At 47.0% G+C, this 1,403-nt stretch carries 1 pseudogene; it reads right to left on the bottom strand.

From position 1 onward, the window contains the following. Nucleotides 1-1,403, bottom strand: a pseudogene (locus tag A3762_RS27565) (hypothetical protein); the annotation flags it as partial.

Raw genomic sequence — 1,403 nt, 5'->3', positions numbered from 1 at the left:
GCACCTGTAGGCAAACCAGTATCACTTACACGAATAGCTTCAACGCTTGTGTCAGAAGAGCTTTCAACAGTGATTTGAACACCATCGAATACGTAATCTGTACCTTCGCGCAAACGCACTGCTCGCCCTACAGATTTCAACACTGCGTTAGTAAGCGTTGGTTTAGCGCGTGGAGTACCCGTCGCAGACGTATCAAAGCTATCCGCTTCGATCACACGTGAACCAACTTCGTCGTCCACAATTTTCTGCTCTGCATACACGTTTGAAAGCGTACCGATATAACCTTGGTCAGTATCGATTGAGTCATCACCAGCGTTGTAGATGTACAAACCGTCAACACTCACCGTACCGCCCCAAAGTTCGATACCATCATCTGCTGAACCGATAATCGCGATGTTGTTAATCGTTGTACCAGAACCAACAGATGCTAGAGAAAGACCGTTCAACTCTTTGTCTTTTTCTACTTCGTAACCTGAGTACTTGATAGCAACATAAGTCAATGTACCACTATCGTCTGCCGCAATTGTTACGCCGCCATCAGGACCATACTTCTGTGTGCCGGCTTCGTAAGTACGCTCGCCTTTGTTGTTGGTTGATTGACCAAGAATCGTCAAACCACCCCATTGGCCTTGCTCGTCACCGCTGTTCAAACCAGCAATATCTTGCGCCGAAGTGAAGATAATTGGATTCGCTTCTGTACCCGCAGCATTGATGGTTGCGCCACGGTTGATCGCCAAGTAAGAGTTACCTGTTGCACCGAACAAAGTTGTACCTGCCTCAATGGTCAGTTCCGCGCCATTAGTCACGTTCACTTCACCGGTAATCGCATAAAGGTTGCCACTAGTTAGCGTACGATCTGTTGTAATGTCTCCAGAAAGAACCACAACAGGCTTGTCATTTACAACTTCAAGTGCCCATTCGAAGATGCTTAGGTCTACGCCTGCAACAGTATTGTCAGCGTCTACTTCTGTGGCAAACGCAACATCTGACGAATCTAAGTAATTCTCATCGACCATATCGCCAGACACACCAACCACTTCTTTCACATTGCTCAATGCGCGGAAAGTGTTCAGGGTATCTGTGTCGCGGTAAATACCTAGACCTGAAGTGATGACACCATCTGCACCAATTGAGCCTGTGTCAGTCTTATTGATCACCAATTCAACCGCATCATTTTTGATACCAAGACCACCAGCAGCAACTTCAATTTGGTCGCCTGTAATGGTGTTATCGCTAATACGGATTGCAGCGATGTCTTTCAAGTAATCAACATCAGCCGGATCAGCTGAACTAGATTTGACGTTAATCTGGACGTTATCGAAAACGTAACCCGTGCCTTCACGTAGGCGAACTGCGCGGCCGATTGTGTCGAGCGTTGCGTTCTTAAGGTTTGGTTTCGCTTG

It is taken from the genome of Oleiphilus sp. HI0125 (assembly GCF_001635355.1).
This window is presented reverse-complemented; position numbering and strand designations above follow the sequence as displayed.